The sequence below is a fragment of the Methylocystis rosea genome (genome assembly GCF_003855495.1).
Lineage (GTDB): Bacteria > Pseudomonadota > Alphaproteobacteria > Rhizobiales > Beijerinckiaceae > Methylocystis > Methylocystis rosea_A.
The window spans coordinates 175,664-192,829 of record NZ_CP034086.1; the positions used below are offsets into that span (position 1 = coordinate 175,664).

The window sequence follows — 17,166 nt, forward strand, 5'->3', positions numbered from 1 at the left end:
TCTATGACCGATATGGCGGAACTGCAAAAACGAAAGCAACCGCTCAATCTCGCGATCGTGCACGTCGATCCCGACGCTTTCATCGCGAATTACCTGCCGTGGCTCGAGATCACGAGTTTCATCACGGCGCTGCGCGCGGGCGACGTCGAGGTCCCCGCCGACGGCGTGACGCCGAAGCTGGCGCCGCAGCAGATAAAAGGCGCGGCTGCGGTGAATTACGGGGGAGACGCGCTCTTCGCCTTTTGCATGGCGGCGGCGCTGAAAGGCGACAAGGCCGCGGTTGAAAAGGTCGACGCGGCGCTCACCGAGCAGCTCGGCCAGGAGTATCCAGGGTCGACGGCGCTGTGGAGTTTTCGTTCGCCCATCGCTTCGCCGATGAGTCTCGAAGATCATGTCGGGCAGGCCGCGCAGAAAATGCTCGCGGGCGACATCCCGCCGCCGCCGATGCGCGCGCGCGAGAACTGGAACGCCGGCCTGCGCTTCTTCGAGAAGGCGCGCAAATCGAATTTCGTGCATGAGATCGTCTATCCGCTGGCGTTGTGGACGCGGGCGAAATGGACCGAGACGTTGGAGAAGGGCGTCGCCTTCATGGCGCATATCGAGGACAGCGTGCCGGTGTTGCAGGAATGCCTCGCCGAAACGCGCAACGACCAGGCCTTCATCGCCAATATGCTGCTGAAGATGGCGCCGGCGATCGAGACGGATCTCACCGACGAGATGCAGGGATTCCTGCGCTCGCTGTCGCGGCGAGTGTAGGCCGCGCCGTAGCGCCGCGACGATGCGCCATTGTAAAAACTGCCGATGTTTTCGCATGGTCGAAACGAAGTTTTAACCATCGGCCGCCGATGGTCATTTGAACGGAGCGAGAGGAGTGAGCATGGCTACGAACACGGAAGGCGAACGCGCACTGGCCGACCTCGAGGCCGGTAAGTTTTCTTTCCCGATGGTCGACTCCATCAGGGATCATGTGAATCAACTTGAGGCGGAGCTGCAGCGCGCCAGGACAGAGCTGCAGCGCGTCAATTCGCTGCATGAGGGCGCCGTCAACCAGCTCAGGCAGCAGGAGTTTACGATCCTGCGGCTCGAAGGAGAGCTGCGCAAGCTGAACGCCAGACTCTACGCCCTGCTGAAGGCCAATGTTCTGACGGAGATCGCCCTGCGCGAGGTGAAGCGCGGCGCCGTGAAATTCGTCGAACTTCTCCCCGTCGCGCGCAAGCATGCCGAGGAAGGGTCGAAGGCGGCGCTGGCCTATCTCTCGACAATTGATCTTCGGGCCAAGGTCGAGGCGGTGAAGGCGCATCCCCTGACCGAGAAGACGCTCGCCTGGCTGGCGAATCTCGATTTGCGCGCCGAGTGGACGAAGCTGAAGACGCATCCGCTGACGACAAAGGCGCTGAGCGAGTTGCGGCCGGTCCTTCTCAAGGCCAAGGACTATCTGCCGGTCGTGCAGAAGCGGATCGCCGCGCTCGTCGAAAAAGCGACGGCCTATATTTCCGAGCTGCAGAAGAAGGCAGCGTAAATCCGACGCGGGGCAGGGCGCAAAGCTGCGCCCGCTCGCTGGCCGCGCGCGACGTTGCGTCTACCTGGGCGCAAGTCTGGGCGCGCGACTGCAGTTCGCCATCACGCCGGCGCGGGCGTGCGCGCGGGCTTGACCGGCCCGACGTCGACCTGAATCTCGTCGCCCTCGACGCGAAGCGCATAGGGGTGGAGCGTGTTGCGGACGAGATGCGTCACGCATTTGCCGCTTGTGCTGTCGAACCCCCATTGGTGGTGCGGACAGGTGACGGTCTGGCCGTTGAAGGTCGCCTCGCTCAACGGCATGTCCGCATGCGGACAGCGCCCGCGATACGCCTTGAGTTCGCCGCCGCTCGGCCAGACCAGAAGCACGCTCTTTTTGCCGGCGTGAAAGAGGCCCATGCCGCCTTCGCTCACGGCGCCGGTGTTACAGATCGCGGTGAACGCCATCGTGATCGCCTTCAAGAATCAACATTGACAGGCGATAGCAAGTTACGGACCAGCGACGGCCTTGCGCTGCGGGGACGCGCGAGGCGAAAAGATGACGGTCTCATATGCATTTTGTGGTGCGGGCGGCCGGAATCGAACCGGCACAGGCCTTGCGGCCCTACGGATTTTAAGTCCGTTGCGTCTACCAGTTTCGCCACGCCCGCGGAGCGCTCGTTTATAGGGGCGCGAACCCGACGCCGCCAAGCGGATTATATGCGCCGTCGTCGCTGGCCCTCGGGCTTGGCGTTGGGTGTGCCGATCGGCGCCTGAAACGACAGGCCCGTGTCCCAGGGAAAAAAGATCCAGGTGTCCTGCGAGACTTCGGTGACGAAGGTGTCGACCATCGGCAGGCCCTGCGGTTTGGCGTAAACAGTGGCGAAATGCGCGTTCGCCAGAGTGTCCCGCACGGCTTTCGCCGTGGCGCCGGTGTCGACGAGATCGTCAATAATGAGAACTTCGGAGCTTGGCCGCGCGAGAATCGTGTCGGTCAGAGGCTTGAGCACCTGGATCTCGCCACGCTCCGTTTCCTCGTGATAGCTCGCGACGCAGATGGTTTCGATAACCCTTATGCCGAGTTCGCGCGCCACGATCGCCGCGGGCACCAGACCGCCGCGCGTCACCGCCACAATCGCCGAGAATCCGCCGATAGAAGCGAGACGCCAGGCGAGCGCGCGCGCGTCGCGGTGAAAAATGTCCCAGGAGACCGGAAAGATCTTGTCGGACCCGTACATCAGCTTCAAGCCTCCCGATCACGCCGTCAGCGCGCCTTTTCCGTCGATAGCGACGCAATCATCGCGCGCGCCGCGGCCGTCGCGCGGGCCAAGAGCGCGGCATCGCGACTGCGCAGCACAATCTGATTCCTGAATCCGGCGCTCGTAAAGGACGGATAGGAGCCAACGCTCACACCGTCATGGTCGCGGGCGATGGCTTCCAATCCTGCGGCGTAGGCGCCTTCCGGAACGCCGTAAGCGTCGACCGTCTCGACGAGCACCGGCGGGCCGGCCGCGAGCCGCGGGCCGACCACGTCCATCATATTCTGCATGATTGTCGGCACGCCGGCCATAACGATGACATTGCCGATCCAGAATCCCGGCGCCTTGGAAATGGCGTTGAAAATCAGCTCCGCGCCTTTTGGAATGCGCGCCATCCGCCGGCGCGCCGGATTCAGCTCGGCTTCCGAAAAGCGTTCCCGAAGGAGCGCTATGGCGCGCGGATCCTCGCCAATCTCCACGCCGAAGGCGCGGGCGACCGCATCGGCGGTGATGTCGTCGTGGGTGGGACCAATGCCGCCGGTCGTGAAGACATAGGTGTAGCGGGCGCGCAGCGCATTAAGCGCCTCGACGATCGCCTCCGTCTCGTCGGGCACGATTCGCGCCTCGCGAAGATCGACGCCGATCTGCGCCAGATAATTCGCGATATAGCGCGTGTTCACATCCTGCGTGCGGCCGGACAATATTTCATCGCCGATCACGAGAATCGCCGCGCTTGCCGGCCTGTCGCCCGCCGTTTCTTGCGCCATTACCGGCCTCCCTGTCGCCGATTATGACCATGGCGGCCGTGAACGCCAGCCCTGGCGCTCATTCCGTAGCGGCTGGCGCTGCCAGGGAAAACTGCTCGACGGCGGCGGCGATGCGGTGCAGCAGGCCCAGACAGGCCGCAACGAAGATGACGTCAAGGGCGGGCGAAGCGAGGCTTGCTTCCTGCAGAATCTGCCCGAGCGCGCTCAGCAGGCTGACGCTTGAATAGGTCGAGAGGCCGTTGCGGCCGAGCAGCGTGAAGAATGCAAAAAGCCGCGTTTGGCTCAGCGCCTCGGTGATCTTCGAGAAATGAAGCACATAAGCCAGGGCGACGAAATCGACGATGCGTACGACGCCAAGATCCGTCTTGTCCCAGTCGAGATAACGGCCTGCGGCGTCGACAAGCCCGGGCGCCAAGCCAAACGCGTTGGAGACGATGAGCGTCGAAACGATGGTGAAAGCCAAAGCAAGTCGATAGGCGACGGCGTGAAAAGGCACGCCGCGCGTTTTAAGCGCGCCGCCGCAGTAGATCCCCAAGGCGAACATGAACTGCCAGGCGAATGGATTGAAATACCAGTATCCGGGCTCGGGCCATGTGGGAACATTGCACCCCAGCAGGCGCGCGGCGGCATAAACCGCTGCCGAGGCCGCAAGCATGCGTAAACCCCCGCGCGAAGCGCATGCGAAGAGCGCCGGCGCAAGCGCGATCAGCACGACATAGAGGGGCAAGATGTTGAAGTAAGCGACTTGGTGACTGAGCGCGAGAATGCCGACGACGCCGCGCGCCGGGTCGGCGAAAGGCGCGGCGCGGCTGTTCTCGGAGCCGAGGAAATCCCAGGGCGTGAAATAGCTCGCAACGCCATAAAGCGCCAACGCCGCCGCGGTCAGACCAAGATGGGCGCCGTAAAGGCGCAGGGCGCGGCCGTAGAGCGAGGCCGCGGCGTCTAAGACATTGCGCTTGAATTTCTCGCCATAGGCCAGGGCGAGCGAAACGCTCGAAAGAAAAACTAAGCCTTCGGCTGCATCAGAGAAGCCGAAATTGCGCGGCGTGATCGCGCCGAGCACATTGCCCGGGATGTGATTCACCAGGATGATGGCGAGGGCGGCGCCCCGCCAGAAATCTATTCCCTCGACTCGCTTTCCCTGCACCCGCTTCCCACGCCCTTTTTTCCCTGCGCCCGTGGCGCGGCAGCAAGCCGCATGCCTCCACTGATATTGAATCGCCGCTGTCCCGCCAAGTCCCGCCAAGTCCCGCAAGTCCCGCAAGTCCCGCCAAGACCGCGCTCCACGCTTTCCAACGGAATCGCGGGCGGGCTCCTGCGGCAGCCTTGCGTTGCCGCCTCAAACCATTACCTTGTCGAGCATACCCTTCGCCCAGGAAGCCCGAGCCGCCACGTTACATGACCTTTATCGAATCCCATCTCGCGCCCGCCGCGCGCAAAAGCGGACAGATCAAGCTGCATGGTCCTAATGATTTCGAGGGCATGCGCGCCGCGGGCAAGCTGACGGCGGAGGCGTTGGACATGCTGGTCGAACACGTCCAGCCGGGCGTGACGACGCAGGCGCTCGACGATCTGGTTTTTGACTTCGCCATGGCGCATGGCGCCTATCCCGCGCCGCTCGACTATCGCGGCTACCGCAAATCCATCTGCACCTCGATCAACCATGTCGTCTGCCATGGCGTGCCGGACAGCAAGCCTTTGCGCGAAGGCGACATCGTCAATGTCGACGTGACGTTCATCCTCGACGGCTGGCATGGCGACGCCAGCCGCATGTTCGCCGTCGGCGAAATCCCAAGGCGGGCGCAGCGGCTGATCGACGTGACCTATGAGGCGCTTGAGCGGGGCGTCGCCGCCGTCAAGCCTGGCGCGACGACCGGCGACATCGGCGCGGCGATTCAGCATTATGCCGAAAGCGAGCGCTGTTCGGTGGTGCGCGATTTTTGCGGCCATGGGCTCGGGCGCGTATTCCATGACGAGCCGAATATTCTGCACTATGGCGTGAAGGGCGAAGGCGTCGAGTTGCGGCCGGGCATGTTCTTCACCATTGAGCCGATGATCAATCTCGGCCGTTCGCAGGTGAAAATATTGTCGGACGGCTGGACGGCCGTCACCCGCGACCGCTCGCTTTCCGCGCAGTTCGAACATTCGGTCGGCGTCACCGAAACGGGCGTGGAAGTCTTCACCAAATCGCCGGCGGGGCTCGACAATCCCTCTGCCGCGCGCGCCGACGCATGAAGAAGGCGGCTGACGCCGCGACAAGCGACGGCTCAGGCCTGCGCGATTCTGCGCCTCATTTCCACGGTCACCGACAGCGTCTGCGCGATCGCTTCATGGATGCAGGCGAAGCAGCGCTCGCCGATTACGAAATGCTTGAGCTGCTGTTGTTTCGCGCCATCGCGCGCCGCGACGTGAAGCCGCTCGCAAAGGCCTTGATCACGCGCTTTGGCTCCTTCGCCGAGACCGTCGCGGCGCGGCCCGAGAGGCTTCGCGAAGTCGGCGGCCTCAGCGAAGCGGCGATCGTCGAAATCAAGCTTGTCGAGGCTGCGGCGAAACGCCTGGCGCGCGGCGCCTTGCAGAAGCGTCCTGTGCTTTCCTCATTCATGGAGGTGCTCGACTATTGCCGGACGGCGATGGCTTTCGCCGAGCGGGAGGAGTTTCGCATCCTGTTCCTCGACAAGCGCAACGCGCTGATCGCCGACGAGGTGCAGGGCGTCGGCACCATCGACCATACGCCCGTCTATCCGCGCGAAATCGTCAGACGTGCGCTGGAGCTTGGCTCGAGCGCGCTCATCCTGGCCCATAATCATCCATCCGGAGATCCGACGCCGTCGGCCGCGGACATACGCATGACGAAGGACATCGCCGCCATCGCGCAGCCGTTCGGCATCACGGTCCACGATCACCTCATTGTTGGCCGTCATGGCCATGCGAGCTTCAGAGGGCTGAAGCTCATTTGACGCGAAGTCCGTGCACAGACGTCAGGATTGACGCGACACTTTCACAAGCGGGCTGAGCCTATTGTCCTATTTCGTCACGCCGCTGATCATCGCCACCGCGCTCTTCATGGAGCAGCTCGACGGCACCGTGCTCGCCACGGCGTTGCCGGCGATGGCCGCCGATCTGCACGAAGATCCCGTGGCGCTGAAACTCGCGCTGACGTCCTATCTTCTATCGCTCGCGGTCTTTATTCCGCTTTCGGGCTGGGCGGCGGATCGCTTTGGCGCGCGGCGCGTCTTTCGCGCGGCGATCATCGTCTTCACCTTCGGCTCCATTCTCTGCGGCCTGTCCAATTCGCTCGGCGCGATCGTGACGTTTCGGATCGTGCAAGGCCTCGGCGGCGCGATGATGACGCCGGTCGGACGACTCGTGCTGCTGCGCACCGCGCCGCGCCACGAACTTGTGCGCGCCATGGCCTATCTCACCATTCCGGCGCTCATCGGCCCGATGATCGGCCCGCCGATCGGCGGCTTCATCGCGACCTATTTTCACTGGCGCTACATCTTCTGGATCAATATCCCGATCGGCGCGCTCGGCGTCATGCTGGTCACGCGCTTTATTCCAGACATGCGCGAAGAATGGACGCCGCCGCTCGACATCGCCGGCGCGATCCTTTCAGGCGTCGGCCTCTCCTGCCTCGTCTTCGGCTTTACAATCGCGGGGCGCGGATTCGCGCCGGCGCCGGTCGTGGTTTTCATCGTCGCGCTCGGGGCAGGGGCGCTCTTCGCTTATACGCGCCACGCCAAACGCACGCCCTATCCAATCGTCGACCTCGATCTCTTGCAGATCCCGACATTTCGCGCGGCGGTCTTCGGCGGCTTTCTGTTTCGCATCGGACTTGGCGCCACGCCTTTCCTGCTGCCCCTGCTGCTGCAAGCGGGCTTCGGACTCTCCGCCTATGAAGCGGGACTTCTGACCTTCGTTTCAGCGGCCGGCGCGATGGCGATGAAAACGACCGCGCAGCCGATCCTGCGGATTTTCGGCTTTCGGCGGGTGCTGATCGTCAATGCGCTTATCTCCGCCGGCTTTCTCGCCTTCAACGCCAGTTTTTCGGCGGCGACGCCGCACTTGGTCATCATGGGCGTGCTGCTCGTTGGCGGCTTCTTCCGCTCGCTGGAGTTTACGGCGCTCAACGCCATCGCCTACGCCGACGTCGATCAGGACGCCATGAGCCGCGCCACGAGTTTCGCCTCCGTCGCGCAGCAATTATCGCTGTCGACCGGCGTCGCGATTGGCGCTGCGGCGCTGGAGGCGACGCGCGCGTTGCGCGGCGGCGGCGCGCTGCAGGCGGCGGATTTCACGCCGGCCTTCATTGTCGTGGCGCTGATCTCGACGCTTTCGGTGATGAGCTTCCTGCCGCTCGCGCGCAATGCGGGCGACGACCTGACCGGGCGCCGAAAACGCGTGTAATCTCACGGCTGATCGGCGGACGAAGAGCTCTTGTCGATGAGGATCGCGAGCGCCAGATCGACTGAAACGAGGACCTTATGTCGAGCGCAGCCCAAGACTTCATCGCCGGGCTCCCGAAGGCGGAGCTTCACCTTCATATCGAGGGGACGCTCGAACCCGAAACGGCCTTCGCGCTCGCCGAGCGCAATGGCGTCAAGCTCCCGTACGCTTCGGTCGAGGCGATGCGCCGCTTATACGATTTTCAAAACCTCGAGGATTTTCTCGATCTTTATTATCAGGCGACGCAGGCGCTCTTGACCGAGCGAGACTTCTACGATCTGGCGCGCGCCTATCTTGCCCGCGCCCGCGATGAGAACGTCCGCCACGTCGAAATCTTTTTCGATCCGCAGGCGCATATGCGTCGCAGCGTTCCCTTCGGCCCGGTCGTGGAGGGATTGAGCGCAGCTCTGAACGACGCCGCGCGCGAGGGCGGGCCGACGTCGCGCCTCCTCATGTGCTTCCTGCGCGATCTCGACGAGGCTGACGCCATGGCCACGCTCGAAGCGGCGCGTCCCTGGCTCGATCGCATCACCGGGGTCGGACTGGATTCCGCGGAAGCCGGAAATCCGCCGGGCAAGTTTACTGAGGTCTATGAGCGCGCCCGTTCGCTCGGTCTGCGCGCCGTGGCCCATGCGGGCGAAGAGGGCCCCGCCGCCTATGTCGCCGAAGCTCTGGATCGCTTGAAGGTCGAGCGCATCGATCACGGCGTTCACGCGATCGATGACGCGGCTTTGGTTCAGCGGCTCGCGCGGGAGCGGGTTCCGCTGACCGTCTGTCCGCTGTCGAATATACGCCTCTGCGTCTATCCCGATATGCGCGCGCATCCGATTCAGCGGCTCTTCGAGGCCGGCGTCGTCGTGACCGTCAATTCGGACGATCCGGCCTATTTTGGCGGCTATGTGAACGAGAACTACCGCGCGATTCAGCAGGCTTTCACATTAGGAACAGCCGAGCTGACGCAGCTCGCGAAAAACAGTTTCTCCGCGTCATTTCTTTCTGACGATGAAAAGCAAGAGAGGATCGCCGAGGTCGACGCCTATGCGCAAGCGCATGGCGCTTAAGCGCATCGCCTAGTCGCCGCGTCGCCCGCGAAAGCCTGTCGCCAGCACGTAGAGTTCGGCCGAACCGGCGCGGCTCGCCGCCGGCTTGACGTGCCGCACCGTCGCGAAATCGCGCTTGAGGCGCGTGAGCAGCTGGCCTTCGGTTCCGCCCTGCAGCACTTTGGCGATGAAGAAGCCGCCCTCCGCCAACACGTCGCACGCGAAATCAGCGGCAAGCTCGGCAAGAGCCACGATGCGCAGATGATCGGTCGCCCGATGCCCAGTGGCGTTGGCGGCCATATCTGACATCACGCCGTCGGCGTCGCCGCCGAGCATGTTCTTGATGAATTCCGGCGCATCGGGATCGTTGAAATCCTTCACCGCGAATTCGACGCCGTCGACCGGCTCCATGTCGAGCAGATCGACCGCGACGACTTTGCCCTTCCCCTCTTTCGCCTTCACATGCGCGGCGGCGACCTGCGACCAGCCGCCTGGAGCGGCGCCGAGATCGACGATGCGGCCGCCCGGCTTAAAGAGATGATAGCGATCATCCATCTCGATGAGCTTATAGGCGGCGCGTGAGCGATAGCCCTCGCGCTTGGCGCGCGCGACGTAAGGATCATTGAGCTGGCGCTCCAGCCAGAGCGTCGAGGAGAGCGACCGCTTGCGCGCGGTCTTGACCCGCGTCTTGAGCGATCGCCCGCCTTCGCGTCCCGACTCTTTCGTCACGCGTGCACCTTGTCGCGCGGGCTGAAGACGCCGCCGGGCGCCGGCTCCATGACGATGTCTCGATCGTGGAAGGCGTGCAGAGTCGACCGATGGCCGATTGAGACGATCGTCGTACCGGGCAGCCGCTCGCGCAGCATGGCGTAGATGTCTTCTTCGAGCCGCTCGTCGAGCGCCGACGTGGCTTCGTCGAGGAAAAGCCAATCCGGCTTGGCGAGCAGCGCGCGCGCGATCGCGACGCGCTGCTGCTCGCCGCCTGAAAGCCGCTGACCCCAGTTGTTTTCCTCGTCGAGGCGCTCGACGAAAGGCGCAAGCCGCGCCGCGCGCAGCGCCTCCTGCACTTCAGCGCGCGAGTAGTCGTCGACGTGGCCCGGATAGACGATCGCTTCGGCCAGCGCGCCCATGGGGATGTAGGGCCGCTGCGGCGCGAGCATGACCTTCGCGCCGCGCGGAGTCAGCACCTCGCCCGAAGCGTAAGGCCAGATGCCGGCGATGGCGCGAAACAGCGTCGACTTGCCGGAACCCGACGGGCCGGTGAGCAGCGCCGGTTGGCCGGCGGCGAGCGTCAGATCGTCGACCGTTACGATTTGGCGTCCATCGGGCAAGGCAAGCGTCAGCCCGCGCAGGCGAATATCGGCGCCGTCCGTCGGAGAGATAATTTGCGTCGCAGACGTCTGCCGGGGGGCCGTATCGATCGCGTGGTCAAAGGACGTCAGCCGGTCGAGCACGGACTTAAAATTGGCGAGAGAGGTGTAATAGTTGATGAAGAAGGTCAGCGCGCTCTCCACCCGCCCGAAGGCGCTCGCCGTCTGCGTCATGACGCCGAGCGTAATGCGCCCGGCGAAATAGAATGGCGCCGTGATCACGTAAGGAATGATCGGCGACAACTGTCCGTAGGTGGAGGTGAACGCCATCAGCTGCTTGCGCTTCTGTACGATCGCCAGATAGTTGACGATAATGCCGGCGAACCGCCGCAGCAGCGAACCGCGCTCGGCGGGCTCGCCGCCAAGCAGGGCGATCTGCTCGCTGTATTCGCGCATTCGCGCCAGGGAAAAGCGGAAATCCGCCTCGCGTCTCTGCCGATCGAAGTAGAGCCCGGTAAGAGAGCGGCCGATAAGATGCGTCACCAGCGTTCCCACCAACGCATAGAGCAGCACAACCCAGAACAGGAAACCGGGAATATAAATGTCAGTTCCGGGCAGCGGATAATTGCCCGACAAATCCCACAGCACATAGGCGAAGGAGACAAGCGAGCTCAAGGTGGCGATCAGCAGAATTGAATAGGAGTAGACGCCATAGCCTTCCTCCCCGCCGCTGATGAAGCGATTGACGTCCTCGGCGATGCGCTGGTCCGGATTGTCAGCGCCGCTCCCGGCGAGCGCCATGCCGTAATGCGTATGCGCGCCGAGCCAGCGCTCGATATAGTGCTCCGTCAGCCAGCGACGCCAGCGGATGATCAGCATCGACTGCAGAACGAATTCGATGATCACCGAGGCGACGTAAACGAACGCCCATGGCGTGAACACGTAAAGAAGCTGCCGCCAGAATTCCCCGGCGTTTTTCTCCTGAATGGCGTTGAACCAGTCGCGATTGAAGAAGGACAGGCGCACGGTGATGCCGACCTGGCCCTGATTGAGCAGCACCAAGACGACCACCATGGCGATGGCGATCGCGCTCTCTCGCGCCGCAAAGGGTTGGAATGGCCAGACGCGCCCTTCGCCACGGTCGCGCGAACTGAAGTAGAGATCGGCGATGCGCGTCATCTCCTGCACGACTGGAATGTGCGAGATCGCGTAAACGAGGATCGAGAACACCGCCACGGTGAGCGGCATGGTTTCGGGCGGCGCATAGTCTTTCAAAGACTCGGGCCACAGGCCTTCCGCCTGCGCCAGGCCGATGAGCCCGAACACGATCGTCTCGGTTGAGAAGATGTACGCGAAGATTTTCAGGAAGCTCGACATGTCGGCGGCGCGCCATGTCGTATAGGCGCAGAGCGCCGTCGCGGCGACGAGAACGAATAGGCTGGAGTCGCCCTTATGGGCGCCGACCAGCGCAGTAAGCGCCGCGAAGATCGCGACCGCCACGCTCAATTTCTGCATCTTTCACCTTGGATATGAGAAGCCGCTCGGCTCGCCGCGACCGTGTCGCCGGCGATTGCCGTCTAGCCCCATGATAGAGGAGTCAGTCCTCTTCAGGAATGACCGCGTCGCCATTGACATGCGCGACAAGCACGGGCGAGGCCTTAAAGGTCAACACACGGCGCGATGTTATCGTGGCCTCGACGCCGGTTTTGGGATTGCGCCCGATGCGCTCACGCTTGGCGCGAACGTTAAACGTCCCGAAAGAACGCAATTTTACGGATTCGCCGCGCAGCAAAGCTTCGCTGATCTCGTCAAAAGTCGCGTCCAAGATCTTGCGAGCTTCGGCGCGGGACAACGATGGACAGCAGCCATACACGGCCTCTCGCAGCGCCGCCCGCGTTAAGGTGCTGCCTGGAGCGGTTCTCCTTACCATGCGAAAAGAGCGCCCAATGATCGTTCTGTCGGGACTGGGCTGAACACAACTCCCCCTCGAAGCTTCTGGCAATGGCAACATGGCAATAAATGGGCGCTGCGCCCGTGGCCGCATAGTACGCATAAACGACCGATATGCAAGGGCGATCACGTGTTCTACGTCCCGACCAAACGATCGAACTCTGACCTGCGGGCAGGCGATCGCGGAACCCTCAAACGGCCAATTTCACCTTGTGCTGCGCCACCGGGATCATGGCGCGTATTTTACGAATGCGGTCGACGTCCACATAGGACGATACGAGGCCCGGCCCCTCGGAAGCCTTCGCGACGACTTGGCCCCACGGGTCGGCGATCAGAGAATTGCCGTACGTAAAGCGCGTCTCATGCCCGGCCTTATGCGCGCCCGTCTGCGCCGGCGCGCAGAGATAGGCCTGCATTTCGATCGCGCGCGCGCGGCACAGCACTTCCCAGTGGTCCTTGCCGGTGACCAGCGTGAACGCCGCCGGCAGCGCGACGATATCCGCGCCCTTATCCGCGAGCGCCTGGAAGAGATATGAAAAGCGAAGGTCGTAGCAGATCGCGCAGCCGACGGTGACGCCCTCGCAATCATAGGTGACGACGGAGTCGCCCGGCTTAAACGCGGCGCTCTCGTGATATTTGGCGCCGTCCGGCGCCGTGATGTCGAACATGTGGATCTTGCGGTAGCGCGCCACCTCCTCGCCCTCGCGGTTGAAGGCGACGCTGGTGTTGTGCAACCGCTCCTCGCCAGGCGCTTTTTCAAGAATGGACCCGGCGTGGATGAAGACCTTGTGCTCGCGCGCGAGCGTCTGGCACATTTCATAAGCGGGGCCGCCCGGAAGCTCCTCGGCGGCCGCCATCTTCTCGGCGCGCGAGCCGCCGATGAAATCGAAGACCTCAGGCAGACAAATCCAGTCGGGACGCTCCTGAACCACGGCGCGCTCGATCAAAGCGCGGGCGTTGGCGAGGTTCAAGGCCTTATCGCCAACGGAATTCATCTGAACCAGAGTAACCTTCATCGACCGCCCGATTGTTTCGCTGTTGCTCCCGCGACCCAAAGTCGCATCCTAACGAATAGCGCCGCTCATTCATTATACGTCGCTGGCGCCGAAGGTATAGGTCGAATCGCGCTTAGCGCAACGTCGTCGATCGGTTGGGGCAAAAGCCGGCGCGCAACGCTGCAATGCAAAATTCGACCATTTGCGCGCTGGTCGGCGTTGGGCGATCGGCGCATTCCACCATCAGCCGCGGGTGGCAGTAGCGAATACAGGCGGCATGCACCAGCCGCGCCGCGAGCTGCGCATCGCCCTTAGCAAAATCTCCGCTCTCCATGCCGGAGCGAATGACGTCCTCGAGCGCGGCGTCGATACGGTCGATGTGATCCGAGATGATCGGCCAATTCTCATCGAGCGCCGCTTCCACCATGTCGTGCAGTTTGCGGTCGGCGACGTAGCGCTCGGCGTTCATCGCCTCATTGGACAGGACGAGCGCGCGCAGCCGCTGCTCCGCCGAGCCTGGCCCATGCGCGATGCTCTGCGCCGACTGCTCGACTTCGTTCATCAGATGGCGCGCGACAGCGGCGTTGATTTCCGATTTGGCGCCAAAGAAGCGATAGACGTTCGCCGGCGACATCCGCAATTCGCGGGCGATATCGGCGACCGTGGTCTTTTGGAAGCCGATCTCGCGGAAGAGCCGCTCTGCGGTGGCGATGATTCTCGCGCGCTGCTCGGTCTCGCGCGCGTTCTGCGCGCTAGCCCCCATCACGCTCATTCGGCCGCTCCCCTCGCAAGCCCGTCGGCTAGAGTCTGGGCCCGCGCGCCCTTGGCTTCGGCCAATCCCTCGCCAAGATGACGGCGGAACCATGTCGCGTAAAGCGCCGGCAGGAACAGAACGGTGAGAAACGTGGCGACAAAAAGCCCGCCCATGATGGTCAGCGCCATCGGCCCCCAGAAGGCGGAGCCCGACAATGGAATCATGGCGAGAATCGCAGCGAGCGCCGTCAGCGCGACGGGACGCACGCGCCGAATCGTCGCGCCGATGATTGCCTCTCGATATTTTTCCCCGCGTTCGAGATCTTGTCGCACCTGATCGACGAGAATGATCGAATTGCGCATGTCCATGCCCGAGAGCGCGATGAGGCCGAGCAGCGCGACGAAGCCGAACGGCGCGTGAGCGACATTGAGCGCGAGCGAGGCGCCGATGACGCCGAGCGGCGCGCTCACCATCACGAGCGCGACGCGCGTGAAGTTCTGCAGCTGGAACATCACGATGGTCAGCATGACAAGGCCGACGAGCGGAAAAACCGCAAAGATCGACGCGTTGCCCTTTTTCGATTCCTCGATCGCGCCGCCGATCTCGATGCGATAGCCCGGGGGAAGATGCTCGCGAATCTGAGCAAGCTGCGGCCAGATGCGCATCGTCGCATCCGGCGCCTGCACGCCGTCCTTGACGCCGGAGCGCACCGTGATGCTCATGTCGCGATTGCGCCGCCAAAATATCGGCTCTTCGTGGTCGTAGACGATCTTCGCGACCTGCGAGACCGTCACCGCCTTGCCGTCGCGCGCATAGATCACCATGTCGCCGATCCTCGAGAGATCGCCGCGCTCCTGAGGAATGGCGCGCGCGACCACTTCGACCTGATCGATCCCGTCGCGCAATGTCGTGATCGTCACGCCGGAAATCGCCAGACGCAGCCTGTTCGACACATCCTGCGGCGTCAGCCCGAGGAGCCGCGCGCGATCCTGGTCGATGACCAGCCGCACGCGCGGCGTCTGCTCGTTCCAGTTGAGATGCGGATCGTCGACGCCCTCGTCGCCGCGCATCACGTCGCGCACTTGATAGGCGATGGCGCGGACGGTCGCCGGATCGGAGCCGACCACGCGAAACTGCACGGGAAATCCCACCGGCGGCCCGTAATAGAAGCGATCGACGCGCGCGCGCGCCTGCGGCAAAGCGCCGTTGGCGATGGCGGTCTCCAGCTTCTTCTTCAATCGCTCGCGCGCCGCGATGTCCTTGGCGACGATGACGATCTCGGAATAGGCTTCATTCGGGAGCTGCGGATTGAGGCCGAGCCAGAACCGAGGCGGCCCCTGTCCGACATAGCTCGTGTAGAGGGCGGCATCCGGATCGTCCTTGAGGAGCGCCTCAGCCTGTTTCGCGGCCTCGAGCGAAGCGCCGATGGACGAGCCTTCGGGAAGTCGCAACTGGAGGAAGAGCTCCAGGCGCTCTGCATAGGGGAAGAACTGCTTCGGCACGACGAAGAAGCCGAAGACGGCGAGCGCGAAAACGCCGACCACGCCGGCGATCACCACGCCGCGATAGTCGACCGCCCAAGTGACGACGGCGCGCAGCCAGCGATAAAAGGGCGTCCGATAGATCTCGTCCGGATCGCGATGCGGATGCAGCTTGGCGAAATCGGGAAGCAGCTTCACGCCGAGATAGGGCGTAAACATCACCGCGACAAACCATGACGCGATCAGCGCGAGGAGCAACACCCAGAACATCGAACCCGTATATTCGCCGACTCCGGAATTGGCGAAGCCGACCGGCAGGAAGCCCGCGGCGGTCACGAGCGTCCCCGTGAGCATCGGAAAGGCCGTCGACTCCCAGGCGAAGGTCGCAGCTTTGATCCGATTGAAGCCCTGCTCCATCTTCACCATCATCATCTCGACCGCGATGATCGCGTCATCGACAAGAAGGCCGAGCGCAATGATCAGCGCGCCAAGCGAGATGCGCTGGAGATCGATGCCGAGCGGCCCCATGAAGATAAAAACGATGGCGAGCACCAAAGGCACGGAGAGCGCGACGACGATGCCGGTGCGGAAGCCGAGCGAGAGAAAGCTCACGCCGAGCACGATCACCAGAGCCTCGAGGAACGAACGCGTGAATTCGCCGATCGCCTCCTCGACGACCTTCGGCTGATCGGCGATCTGATCGATATCGACCCCGACCGGCGTTTTGTCGCGTATCTCCTGGACCGCTGCGCCAACGTTCTCGCCAAATTTGAGTACGTTGGCGCCCTTTCCCATAACGACGCCGACGACGATCGCCGGCTGGCCCTTGAAGCGCGCGAGAAAACTCGGCGGGTCTTCGAAGCCGGCGTAGACATTGGCGATGTCGCCGAGGCGGATCACCTTGCCATTCGCTTCGATCGGAATCGCGGCGATCGCGTCGGCGCCCTTGAGATCGCTCGTCACCTGAACCCGCACGCGGTTCGACGAGGTCTCGAACACGCCGGCGCCATTGATGGCGTTCTGCTTGGAGAGCGAATCGAAGACGGCCTGAGGCTGGATCGCCAGGCTCGCGAGCTTCGCCTCGCTGAATTCGACAAAGATGCGGCGTCCCTGATCGCCATAGACGTCGACTTTGATCGCGTCCTGCACGGCGAGCAGTCGTTGGCGCAGCGTCTGGACCACCTTGTCGAGGACATGATAGTCGGCGCCGTCGCCGGTCACCGCATACATCACCGTGTCGACGTCGCCATATTCGTCGTTCACTTGCGGGCCGCGCACGCCGGCGGGCAGCGTCGGCGCGATGTCGTCGAGCTTTTTGCGTAACTGATAGAAGAGCTGCGGCACGTCCTTTGGCGGAGTCGTGTCCTTGAAGGTCACCTGCATCGCCAGAAAGCCGGGCTTGGTGTAGCTCTCGATCTTGTCGAGGAACGGCAGCTCCTGAAGCTTCTTCTCCATCAGATCCGCGACCTGATCGCGTATCTCGGTAGCCGTCGCGCCTGGCCATGAGGCCGTCACCACGGCGACCTTGATGGTGAATGACGGATCCTCGGCGCGTCCCAGCCGCATGTAAGAATAGACGCCGGTCAGACTGATCGCGATCATCAGAAACAGCATCAGCGTCGGCCGTTGGACGGCCCAGCGCGAAAGGTTTACGCCAGCCATGGCCA

16 protein-coding genes and 1 tRNA gene are annotated in these 17,166 nt (G+C 63.2%); 6 read left to right on the forward strand and 11 right to left on the reverse strand.

Features of this window, described 5'->3' with window-relative positions:
• The first annotated feature begins 3 nt into the window (after window positions 1-3).
• Entirely contained in the window at window positions 4-756 is a 753-nt protein-coding gene (locus EHO51_RS00745; RefSeq protein WP_124737279.1) for a hypothetical protein, read from the forward strand.
• 121 nt (window positions 757-877) lie between these two features.
• Window positions 878-1,519 carry a hypothetical protein gene (locus EHO51_RS00750; RefSeq protein ID WP_124737280.1) on the forward strand — a complete coding sequence of 214 codons (642 nt, stop codon included), beginning with the start codon at window positions 878-880 and terminating at the stop codon, window positions 1,517-1,519.
• Between the two features lie 101 nt (window positions 1,520-1,620).
• Here EHO51_RS00750 and EHO51_RS00755 read toward each other — a convergent pair whose 3' ends face one another.
• The 5 genes from EHO51_RS00755 to EHO51_RS00775 all read right to left on the reverse strand — a co-directional run bounded on the left by EHO51_RS00755 (window position 1,621) and on the right by EHO51_RS00775 (window position 4,670).
• A complete protein-coding gene (locus EHO51_RS00755; protein WP_124737281.1) occupies window positions 1,621-1,965 on the reverse strand; it encodes a Rieske (2Fe-2S) protein in 345 nt (114 codons plus the stop codon).
• 114 nt (window positions 1,966-2,079) lie between these two features.
• Window positions 2,080-2,168, reverse strand: a tRNA-Leu gene (locus EHO51_RS00760).
• Window positions 2,169-2,213: 45 nt separating this feature from the next.
• A complete protein-coding gene (gene gpt / locus EHO51_RS00765; RefSeq protein ID WP_124737282.1) occupies window positions 2,214-2,735 on the reverse strand; it encodes a xanthine phosphoribosyltransferase in 522 nt (173 codons plus the stop codon).
• A 26-nt stretch (window positions 2,736-2,761) separates the two neighbouring features.
• Window positions 2,762-3,523, reverse strand: coding sequence for a competence/damage-inducible protein A (locus EHO51_RS00770; protein ID WP_124737283.1), 762 nt, complete (start codon window positions 3,521-3,523; stop codon window positions 2,762-2,764).
• A gap of 58 nt (window positions 3,524-3,581) precedes the next feature.
• Window positions 3,582-4,670 carry an OpgC family protein gene (locus tag EHO51_RS00775; RefSeq protein ID WP_124737284.1) on the reverse strand — a complete coding sequence of 363 codons (1,089 nt, stop codon included), beginning with the start codon at window positions 4,668-4,670 and terminating at the stop codon, window positions 3,582-3,584.
• A gap of 251 nt (window positions 4,671-4,921) precedes the next feature.
• Here EHO51_RS00775 and map point away from each other — a divergent pair, with 251 nt between their 5' ends.
• The 4 genes from map to EHO51_RS00795 all read left to right on the forward strand — a co-directional run bounded on the left by map (window position 4,922) and on the right by EHO51_RS00795 (window position 9,030).
• On the forward strand, window positions 4,922-5,758 hold the full coding sequence (gene map, locus EHO51_RS00780) for a type I methionyl aminopeptidase (protein WP_124737285.1): 837 nt from the start codon (window positions 4,922-4,924) through the stop codon (window positions 5,756-5,758).
• Window positions 5,755-6,480, forward strand: a complete 726-nt coding sequence (radC, locus tag EHO51_RS00785; protein ID WP_124737286.1) for a RadC family protein — start codon at window positions 5,755-5,757, stop codon at window positions 6,478-6,480. Before map ends, radC begins: the two co-directional genes overlap by 4 nt.
• Before the next feature lie 61 nt (window positions 6,481-6,541).
• On the forward strand, window positions 6,542-7,930 hold the full coding sequence (locus EHO51_RS00790; protein WP_124737287.1) for a DHA2 family efflux MFS transporter permease subunit: 1,389 nt from the start codon (window positions 6,542-6,544) through the stop codon (window positions 7,928-7,930).
• Between the two features lie 77 nt (window positions 7,931-8,007).
• Window positions 8,008-9,030 (forward strand): adenosine deaminase, encoded by a 1,023-nt coding sequence (locus tag EHO51_RS00795; RefSeq protein ID WP_124737288.1) that lies wholly within the window; start codon window positions 8,008-8,010, stop codon window positions 9,028-9,030.
• Window positions 9,031-9,039: 9 nt separating this feature from the next.
• Here EHO51_RS00795 and EHO51_RS00800 read toward each other — a convergent pair whose 3' ends face one another.
• The 6 genes from EHO51_RS00800 to EHO51_RS00825 form a co-directional block, all read right to left on the reverse strand.
• On the reverse strand, window positions 9,040-9,738 hold the full coding sequence (locus tag EHO51_RS00800; RefSeq protein ID WP_124737289.1) for an RlmE family RNA methyltransferase: 699 nt from the start codon (window positions 9,736-9,738) through the stop codon (window positions 9,040-9,042).
• Window positions 9,735-11,834 (reverse strand): ABC transporter ATP-binding protein/permease, encoded by a 2,100-nt coding sequence (locus tag EHO51_RS00805; protein ID WP_124737290.1) that lies wholly within the window; start codon window positions 11,832-11,834, stop codon window positions 9,735-9,737. The genes EHO51_RS00800 and EHO51_RS00805 overlap by 4 nt, the downstream gene beginning before the upstream one ends.
• A gap of 82 nt (window positions 11,835-11,916) precedes the next feature.
• Complete coding sequence (locus tag EHO51_RS00810) at window positions 11,917-12,249, reverse strand: integration host factor subunit alpha (protein WP_124737291.1); 333 nt, start codon at window positions 12,247-12,249, stop codon at window positions 11,917-11,919.
• Between the two features lie 211 nt (window positions 12,250-12,460).
• Window positions 12,461-13,285 (reverse strand): carbon-nitrogen hydrolase family protein, encoded by an 825-nt coding sequence (locus tag EHO51_RS00815; protein WP_124737292.1) that lies wholly within the window; start codon window positions 13,283-13,285, stop codon window positions 12,461-12,463.
• A gap of 112 nt (window positions 13,286-13,397) precedes the next feature.
• A complete protein-coding gene (locus tag EHO51_RS00820; RefSeq protein ID WP_124737293.1) occupies window positions 13,398-14,036 on the reverse strand; it encodes a TetR/AcrR family transcriptional regulator in 639 nt (212 codons plus the stop codon).
• Window positions 14,033-17,161, reverse strand: a complete 3,129-nt coding sequence (locus EHO51_RS00825; protein WP_124737294.1) for an efflux RND transporter permease subunit — start codon at window positions 17,159-17,161, stop codon at window positions 14,033-14,035. Before EHO51_RS00825 ends, EHO51_RS00820 begins: the two co-directional genes overlap by 4 nt.
• Window positions 17,162-17,166 lie beyond the last annotated feature (5 nt).

Coding starts and splice junctions, on each gene's coding strand:
- EHO51_RS00745 (WP_124737279.1), top strand. CDS start 4: ATGACCGATATGGCGGAACTGCAAAAACGAAAGCAACCGCTCAATCTC.
- EHO51_RS00750 (WP_124737280.1), top strand. CDS start 878: ATGGCTACGAACACGGAAGGCGAACGCGCACTGGCCGACCTCGAGGCC.
- EHO51_RS00755 (WP_124737281.1), bottom strand. CDS start 1,965: ATGGCGTTCACCGCGATCTGTAACACCGGCGCCGTGAGCGAAGGCGGC.
- gpt (WP_124737282.1), bottom strand. CDS start 2,735: ATGTACGGGTCCGACAAGATCTTTCCGGTCTCCTGGGACATTTTTCAC.
- EHO51_RS00770 (WP_124737283.1), bottom strand. CDS start 3,523: ATGGCGCAAGAAACGGCGGGCGACAGGCCGGCAAGCGCGGCGATTCTC.
- map (WP_124737285.1), top strand. CDS start 4,922: ATGACCTTTATCGAATCCCATCTCGCGCCCGCCGCGCGCAAAAGCGGA.
- radC (WP_124737286.1), top strand. CDS start 5,755: ATGAAGAAGGCGGCTGACGCCGCGACAAGCGACGGCTCAGGCCTGCGC.
- EHO51_RS00795 (WP_124737288.1), top strand. CDS start 8,008: ATGTCGAGCGCAGCCCAAGACTTCATCGCCGGGCTCCCGAAGGCGGAG.
- EHO51_RS00805 (WP_124737290.1), bottom strand. CDS start 11,834: ATGCAGAAATTGAGCGTGGCGGTCGCGATCTTCGCGGCGCTTACTGCG.
- EHO51_RS00810 (WP_124737291.1), bottom strand. CDS start 12,249: ATGGTAAGGAGAACCGCTCCAGGCAGCACCTTAACGCGGGCGGCGCTG.
- EHO51_RS00815 (WP_124737292.1), bottom strand. CDS start 13,285: ATGAAGGTTACTCTGGTTCAGATGAATTCCGTTGGCGATAAGGCCTTG.
- EHO51_RS00820 (WP_124737293.1), bottom strand. CDS start 14,036: ATGAGCGTGATGGGGGCTAGCGCGCAGAACGCGCGCGAGACCGAGCAG.
- EHO51_RS00825 (WP_124737294.1), bottom strand. CDS start 17,161: ATGGCTGGCGTAAACCTTTCGCGCTGGGCCGTCCAACGGCCGACGCTG.